Here is a 6,500-nt window from a genome sequence, read left to right as displayed (position 1 = left end):
AGCCCGCCGTCGGGCGAGAACGTCCGCAGCCCGGCCCACGACTGGCGGACCGATCGCAGCCCGATCGCCGTCGCCTCGTTGATCCGATCGATCGCGATGGCCAGGTCGATCTCCTCGGGGCGGGCGTCGGTCGGTTCGCTCGGGGTCTCGTCAGCCGGTGAGAACATCACGTCGCCGTGCTCGGCGTGGAAGTAGAAGTTCATGTCGGCATGCGCCACGAAGTGATCGCCGACGTCGACACCCGCGGCGACGGGACCGATCCCCATCGTCCGACGTCTGGGCTCGAAGCCGATTGGCTCGACACCGGCGAGCCGGGCGACTTCATCCACCCACGCCCCGGCGGCATTGACGACCGACCCGGCAGCCAGCCCCCCGTTCGTGGTGTCCACTCGCCATCCACTCCCCGACCGCTCGATCGCGGTCACGCGATGGTCGGTGCGCAGCTGGCCACCCCCTTCGGCCAGCATCGACCGGAACGTCGCCACGGTCGCGGCGACATCGATGTCCATCGCATCGTGGTCGACGCCTCCCGCCACCACCCACTCCGGGCGGACGGCCGGGCACCGCCGCCGACACTCGACGGGGTCGATCAGCTCGAGCTGCCCTCCCGCCGCGCCGAGACTGGTCGACAGCTCCACCAGGCGATCGTGGTACTCCTCGTCGGCGACGTACATCACCGATCGAGGTGTGACGAGCGGCGTCGGCGATCGACCACCGTTCGCCGAGTGGAAGAACTCTGCGCTCGCAGCGGTCAACCGTCGAACCGTCGCCGGGCCGTAGGTGGGCAGATACAGGGCCGCCGAGCGACCGGTCGCGTGGTGAGCGGGAGTCGACTCCATCTCGACGACGGCGACCGACGAATCGGCTGCGAGTGCGGCCGCGCAGGACAGCCCGGCGATGCCCGCACCGATCACGACGACGTCGACCGTCTCCACCATCGACCTCCTCAGCCCTGACCGCGACGCGTCACGAGCCGCATCGTCCCATCACCCACCGCCGGCTCATGCCATCGCGGCGAGCACGCGTCGCTGACCGGTGAACGGTTTGCGACCGTGCATGGCCAGCACATTGTCGATGACCAGCACGTCGCCGGCGTGCCACGGGAACATGACCTCACACGCTCGGGAGACGTCGCGCACGTGCATGAGATCGGCGACGTCGATTTCCGAACCATCGCCGTACGTGACGTGGTTGCCGAGCGTCTCGGTGCCCGCGGTTCGTTCATCGATCCGAGCGTCGTCGGTGCCGCCGAATGCGACCTTGACGCTCGGAATGGCGCGATGCCACTGATCGGCCTGGTTGTGCCAGCAACGCTCACCGGTCACCGAATGTTCCAGGATCGCCGGGTGCGTCGCAGCCGTCCGCAACCCGAGGCTGGTCCACTCGAACTGCATCCTGGAGTCGTCCAGGTACGTCTCGACCGCGGCGCGATCGTGCGTCTCGAACGTCTCCTGCCACGACTTGCCGACACCCGCATCTCCATCGGCGTCCCAGAGATGCTGCAGATACGTCACTCCCAGCCGTTCGAAACGATCCCGAACGGCTGGATCGAGGCTGTCGGAGATCTCCCGACCGTCCGCCAGGTGGGTCTCTCCGCCGGTGTCTGCCGGGTTCAGACAACCGAAGAACAGTCGGTCCGGTGACCAACCGGCATACGACAACTCGTTGTGCAGAAGGACCTCGAGGTCGGCGGGATACTCCGTCGACGTGTAGACCTGATCGGCCACGCCGGTGCGCGGGGAATCGCCACCCGCGTAGTTGCGGAGGTCGGGACGAATCGCGGCGCACACCGCGCGGAACTCGGCGGCCGACGTGATCTCGAACCCGCTGATCAACACCGCTCCGTGGCGGTGCAGCTGCGCGTCGATGTCCTCACGGTGCATGGTCGACCAGCCCACCGCATGGTCGGCCCCGGTGCCCGCCGCGTCGGTGATGCTCGCCACCACGGGCAGTGTGCGGTCCGCCCGAAACGCCTGTGCCTCCATGCTCGCCGACGGTACACCCGCACGCTCGCACCACGTGGAGGGTCGCGGCGCGACGTCGTGTCGCCTCGACCGATCACCGACATCGAGGTATTGCATTCCTTTAGAGGAATATGTAGGTTGTCGACATGGCCGACACCGACGTGGTCCTCGATGCAGTCGGGGAGACGAACCGTCGTCACCTGCTCCGACTCCTGCACGATCAGCACGAGTCGACCGTGTCCGAACTCGTCGGCGCCTCGGGAATGAGACAGCCGCAGGTGTCCAAACACCTGAAGGTGCTCACCGAGGCCGAGCTCGTCGCGGTCCGCAGCGACGGCCGATATCGCCGATACCGACTCGACGGCCGCGGCCTCCAGGCTGCGCACGACTGGTTCGCGTCGTTCGACGACGTCTGGCAGGCCCGCTTCGACAGCCTCGACGAGCTCGTCTCGGCCGGCCCCGACCGCCCGGCCGACCCCGATCCACACACACCGCCACACCAACCAGAGGAGCCCCTCCGATGACCGAACACACCATCCCTTCCGACCTGTCGACGCTCGACGCCCGCCGAGGATCGGCGCGCATCGAACTGAGCCCCGACGGCTCGTCGTACGAGTGCGTTCGAGTGTTCGGCGCCGGTCCCGAACGCATCTTCCGTGCGTTCACCGACCCGGACGACCTCCGGGTCTGGTTCCCGTCCGGCGCCCCTCCCGGATCGGAGATGACCGTGTGCGAATCCGACCCCGTCGAGGACGGCCGCTACCACTACGCCATGATGATTCCCGAGTTCGGCCCGATGGCGTGGTACGGGACCTACACCGGAGTCGACCGACCGAATCGTCTGGATGCCAACGAGTGGTTCGTGATGGGCGAATCCGACCCGACCGGGCCACCCACGTCCCAGACACTCACGTTCGAGCCGACCGGCGACGGGTTCACCCTGATGACCATGCGCGTCGACATGCCCGAGCCGGAGGATCCCGAGACCTTCATGGAGCAATCCGCCGCCGGTCTCACCTCGTCACTGGCCGCCATGGACGAGCTCGTCTCGAGCTGAACGCTCAGACTCCCTGACCGACGAGCGCACGCCTTCTCGACCCCGTTTCGTACCACCGGGTGATACAGAACGGGGTCGAGAACCCTCCACACCGGGCCGAGCCGCACCACATCGGTACGGCTCGCCCGTGCTTCACGCTCAGAGCGGGTTGGTGATCGCTCCGGTTTCGGCGCCCTGCACGAGTCGGGCGTACTTGCCCAGCACACCGGTGGTGTAGCGCGGGGCGTTCGGCTGCCAACCGTCCCTGCGGCGGGCGAGCTCGGCGTCGTCGACCTGCAGGTCGAGCGTCTTGGACGGGACGTCGATGAGGATCGGGTCACCGTCCTGGACGAACGCGATCGGACCGCCGTCCACCGCCTCCGGTGCGACGTGGCCGATGCAGAATCCCCACGTCCCGCCGGAGAACCGACCGTCGGTGATCAACGCACAATCGCCGCCGCGACCGGCGCCCTTCAACGCCCCGGTGATCGCCAGCATCTCGCGCATCCCCGGGCCGCCCTTGGGGCCCTCGTAGCGGATCACGATGACGTCGCCGGCATTGATGTCGCCGGCGAGGATGGCATCCATCGCGTACTTCTCGTCGTCGAACACGCGGGCGGGGCCCTCGAAGTGCATCTGGTCGGCACTGAGTCCGGCGACCTTGACGACCGACCCCATCGGTGCGAGCGAGCCGGTGAGGATGTTGAGGCCGCCCTCGCTGTGGATCGGCGCATCGACCGGGTGGACCACGACCCCGTCCGGTTCGGCGATCTCCATCGCGGCGAGGTTCTCGGCCATCGTCTTGCCGGTGACGGTGAGGCAGTCGCCGTCGAGCATGTCGTTGTCGAGCAGGTGCTTGAGAACGCCGGGCACGCCGCCGACCTTGTCGAGGTCGCTCATGTGGAACTTGCCGCCGGGGGTCATGTCCGCGATGTGCGGAACACGGTCGGCGATCCGGTTGAAGTCGTCGAGCTCGAGGTCGACGCCGGCCTCGTTGGCGATCGCGAGCAGGTGCAGCACCGCGTTCGTCGAGCCGCCGAGCGCCGATGTCAGTGCGATCGCATTCTCGAAGGCCGGCTTCGTCATGATCTGGCGCGCCGTGATCCCCCGACGGAGCATCTCGACGACCGCCTCGCCGGCCCGGCGGGCGTCGGTCTCGCGACGGGGATCGATCGCGGGCGGAGACGCGGATCCGGGCAGGCTCATTCCGAGCGCTTCGGCGATCGAGCTCATCGTGTTCGCGGTGAACATGCCACCGCAGGCGCCCTCACCCGGGCACGCCTTGACCTCGATGTCGTGCAGTTCCTGGTCGTCGATCGTGCCGGCGGCATGGGCGCCGACCGCCTCGAAGACCGAGGTGATGTCGAGCGCCTTGCCGTTGTGCTCACCGGGCATGATCGACCCGTTGTAGACGAACACCGACGCAAGATCGAGCCGAGCCGCCGCCATCAACATTCCGGGGATCGACTTGTCACAGCCGGCGAGTCCGACGAAGCCGTCGAGTCGTTCCGCGTGCATCACCGTCTCGACCGAGTCGGTGATGACTTCGCGCGACACGAGCGAGGCACGCATGCCCTCGTGGCCCATCGAGATCCCGTCCGACACGGTGATCGTGCCGAACTCCATCCCGAAGCCGCCCGCTGCGTTGACCCCGGCCTTGGCGTGCTCGGCCAACTTGCGCAACGTCATGTTGCACGGTGTCACCTCGTTCCACGAGGAGGCGATCGCCACCTGTGGCTTCTCCCAGTCGTCGTCGCCCATCCCGATCGCGCGCAACATCGAACGCGAGGGCGCCTTCTGCATCCCGTCGGTCACGTCGCGCGAGCGGGGCTTCACGTCGACCTGGACATCGTTCTGCGCCTCGTCGGAGTGGTTGTCGCCGGTGCTGCTCATGTCATCGAGAGTAGCGGTGGGAGGGCCCGGCGAACCTGGTGCTGCGCCCACCCGTCCGGCACGGCAGACTGGTGCCATGACCGAAGTGAGGGAGACACGGTTGCCGGGGGTCGGCGTCAAGCACGACTTCACGACCGACGACGGGCGCGACGTGGGTGTGCTGGTGCATCGCGATGGACGGCGCGACATCGTCGTCTACGACCGGGATGACCCCGACACCTGCTCGATGCAGGTGATGATGAACGCGGCGGACGCCCGCACGCTCGCCGAATTGCTCGGCACGAGCCAGGTGAACGCTGCGGTGCAGTCGGTCCAGCAGGAAATCGAGGGCTTGGCGATCGAGTGGCTCACGATCGGAGCGGGCTCACGGGCCGCCGACCGCACCATCGGAGACGGCGAGTTCCGCACCAAGACCGGTGCCTCCGTCGTCGCGGTGATCCGCAGCGACACGCCGTTCCCCGCTCCCGGCCCCGAGTTCGGGCTCCTCCAAGGCGACGTGGTCGTGTGCGTGGGGACGACCGACGGGCTCAACCTGATGCGCGACCTGGTCGCCGCGGACTGAACGGCTCGTCATCGTCGACATGCTCGCTGCGGGCAGTTCCGAAGCTGCACTCGCGTTTCTGGAGATCGGTGCCGTCGTACTGGGCCTGGCGCTGCTCGCACGCCTCGCTGGGCGAATCGGGATCACCGCTGTTCCGCTGTACCTGATCGCCGGCCTCGCGTTCGGCGAAGGCGGCCTCGCCGAGATCGAGGTCAGTTCGGAGTTCATCGAGATCGCAGCCGAGATCGGGGTGCTGCTCCTGCTGTTCACGCTCGGACTCGAGTACAACGAAGCCGAGCTCCGCAGCGGTTTGCGGACCGGCATCCCACCCGGGCTGGTCGACATGTTCGCCAATGCCGTGCCGGGACTCGTGCTCGGTCTGCTGCTCGGCTGGGAGCCGCTCGCGGCCGTCCTCCTCGGCGGGGTCACCTGGATCTCGTCGAGCGGCATCATCTCGAAGGTCCTCGCGGATCTCGGCCGTCTGGCGAACCGCGAGACCCCCGCGATCCTCAACCTGCTGGTGATCGAGGACCTCGCGATGGCGGTCTACCTCCCGATCGTCGCCGCACTGATCGTCGGCGGCACCGTCGAGGAGATGTCGACCAGCGTCGGGATCGCGCTGGTCACCGTGATCGTGATTCTCGTCGCCGCGCTGCGATATGGCCGAAGGTTCACGTCGTTGCTCGGCGGCGGTTCCGACGAGTCACTGCTCCTGGGTGTGTTCGGCGTGATCCTGCTCGTCGCCGGGCTGGCACAGTCGCTGGAGGTCTCGGGTGCGATCGGCGCATTCCTGGTCGGGCTCGCACTCTCGGGACCCGTGTCGGAACGCGTCGAGCAGTTGATGAGTCCGCTGCGCGATCTGTTCGCGGCGACCTTCTTCGTGTTCTTCTCGTTCCAGATCGATCCGTCCGATCTGTTCGACGCCGCCGTCCCCGCCATTGCCCTGGCGATCGTCACGATGGCCACCAAGCTCGGGACCGGCTGGTTCGCCGGGGCTCGCGTGGGAGCCGGACCGCGCGGTCGGGTCCGCGTCGGCACCGCACTGATGGCGCGCGGTGAGTTCTCG

7 protein-coding genes are annotated in these 6,500 nt (G+C 67.7%); 4 read left to right on the top strand and 3 right to left on the bottom strand.

Annotated features, from left to right (window positions below):
* Positions 1–935 (bottom strand): NAD(P)/FAD-dependent oxidoreductase (locus WBV89_RS10670; protein WP_423981330.1); only part of this gene is annotated, 935 nt, incomplete at its 3' end.
* 66 nt (positions 936–1,001) lie between these two features.
* Positions 1,002–1,985, bottom strand: coding sequence for a TauD/TfdA family dioxygenase (locus WBV89_RS10665; protein ID WP_423981329.1), 984 nt, complete (start codon positions 1,983–1,985; stop codon positions 1,002–1,004).
* A 125-nt stretch (positions 1,986–2,110) separates the two neighbouring features.
* On the opposite strand from WBV89_RS10665, the gene WBV89_RS10660 reads away from it, so the two are divergent.
* The gene (locus tag WBV89_RS10660) at positions 2,111–2,488 is read left to right on the top strand and encodes an ArsR/SmtB family transcription factor (RefSeq protein WP_423981328.1); all 378 of its coding nucleotides are present in this window, start codon (positions 2,111–2,113) and stop codon (positions 2,486–2,488) included.
* Entirely contained in the window at positions 2,485–3,021 is a 537-nt protein-coding gene (locus tag WBV89_RS10655; protein ID WP_423981327.1) for an SRPBCC domain-containing protein, read from the top strand. The genes WBV89_RS10660 and WBV89_RS10655 overlap by 4 nt, the downstream gene beginning before the upstream one ends.
* A gap of 138 nt (positions 3,022–3,159) precedes the next feature.
* Here the strand turns inward: WBV89_RS10655 and ilvD are convergent, their stop codons facing one another.
* Positions 3,160–4,893 carry a dihydroxy-acid dehydratase gene (gene ilvD / locus WBV89_RS10650; RefSeq protein WP_423981325.1) on the bottom strand — a complete coding sequence of 578 codons (1,734 nt, stop codon included), beginning with the start codon at positions 4,891–4,893 and terminating at the stop codon, positions 3,160–3,162.
* Between the two features lie 76 nt (positions 4,894–4,969).
* On the opposite strand from ilvD, the gene WBV89_RS10645 reads away from it, so the two are divergent.
* A complete protein-coding gene (locus tag WBV89_RS10645) occupies positions 4,970–5,455 on the top strand; it encodes a cation:proton antiporter regulatory subunit (protein ID WP_423981324.1) in 486 nt (161 codons plus the stop codon).
* 19 nt (positions 5,456–5,474) lie between these two features.
* The coding region (locus tag WBV89_RS10640; protein ID WP_423981323.1) for a cation:proton antiporter at positions 5,475–6,500 on the top strand (1,026 nt) is incomplete at its 3' end.

The sequence above is a fragment of the Ilumatobacter sp. genome (assembly GCF_049588435.1).
Lineage (GTDB): Bacteria > Actinomycetota > Acidimicrobiia > Acidimicrobiales > Ilumatobacteraceae > Ilumatobacter_A.
This window is presented reverse-complemented; position numbering and strand designations above follow the sequence as displayed.

Excerpts from the sequence above, each read along its gene's own strand:
- WBV89_RS10665 (WP_423981329.1), bottom strand. The coding sequence starts at position 1,985 with ATGGAGGCACAGGCGTTTCGGGCGGACCGCACACTGCCCGTGGTGGCG.
- WBV89_RS10660 (WP_423981328.1), top strand. The coding sequence starts at position 2,111 with ATGGCCGACACCGACGTGGTCCTCGATGCAGTCGGGGAGACGAACCGT.
- WBV89_RS10655 (WP_423981327.1), top strand. The coding sequence starts at position 2,485 with ATGACCGAACACACCATCCCTTCCGACCTGTCGACGCTCGACGCCCGC.
- ilvD (WP_423981325.1), bottom strand. The coding sequence starts at position 4,893 with ATGAGCAGCACCGGCGACAACCACTCCGACGAGGCGCAGAACGATGTC.
- WBV89_RS10645 (WP_423981324.1), top strand. The coding sequence starts at position 4,970 with ATGACCGAAGTGAGGGAGACACGGTTGCCGGGGGTCGGCGTCAAGCAC.